At 45.0% G+C, this 717-nt stretch carries 1 protein-coding gene; it reads right to left on the reverse strand.

The annotated features are described in order from the left end of the window. Positions 1-62: 62 nt before the first annotated feature. Positions 63-467, reverse strand: a complete 405-nt coding sequence (locus tag HBA93_RS17900) for a hypothetical protein (RefSeq protein ID WP_221724192.1) — start codon at positions 465-467, stop codon at positions 63-65. Positions 468-717: the final 250 nt, after the last annotated feature.

The following is a 717-nucleotide window of genomic DNA, read 5'->3' on the forward strand; positions in this document are numbered from 1 at the left end:
TACTCTAATGTGGGCAAGTGGGGATTGGCGATGGAGTGACCCGCAATGTTAAAACCAATGGTCTAACCGGCTTTTTTAAACAATTTAGCTAGTAAACTTTGTGGCTCCTGCACTTTTGCTTTGGCTAATATTTGAGCCTGTTCTCTCCAAGCATCTCGATCTTGTTCCGCTGCTGCTGTGCGGTTGCGCTCGGCTTGCAATATTTCTTTTAGTCCAGTTATTTCTGCTTCCAGCTTCGCAAGCTGAATATGGACAGAGTTATCGGGATTATCCCTGTGACTGTCCTTAGGACTGTCACCCTGCCCTACTGCGTACGGAAATGCATCAAGTGGGACATGGATTCTGATTGTCCCATCGTTGCCAGTAGTCCGGTGCCAACGCTTTCTTTGTGTGGTTTTCCGCGCGGATTCAACCTTAATAGCTAGACGGTCGGCCAGTTCTTTGTAGGTGAGAGCTACAGTTTCCATAGGTGCAATCCCCGTGACTGTCCCTGCGACTGTCGCAGGTATATGATAGGGACAATACAGGGACAAAGTTAAATCTCTTTTTAAATCACGATAGGTAACTGCCTAGCTGAAAAGGGGAACTAAAATGGTTGAGGAAAACTCTGACAAAACCAAAGAAAATATTACGGAAATTGCTCCGGACGCTGAAAAAACTTTGATGCGTAAACGCATTGTAGAAATCCAAGAGGATTTCAAAAAACTGTTAGGACAT

The sequence above is a fragment of the Ochrobactrum sp. SFR4 genome (assembly GCF_019730395.1).
Taxonomy (GTDB): domain Bacteria; phylum Pseudomonadota; class Alphaproteobacteria; order Rhizobiales; family Rhizobiaceae; genus Pseudochrobactrum.

Bases quoted from the DNA above. Each gene is read 5' to 3' on its own strand.
- HBA93_RS17900 (WP_221724192.1), bottom strand. From the start codon at position 467: ATGGAAACTGTAGCTCTCACCTACAAAGAACTGGCCGACCGTCTAGCT.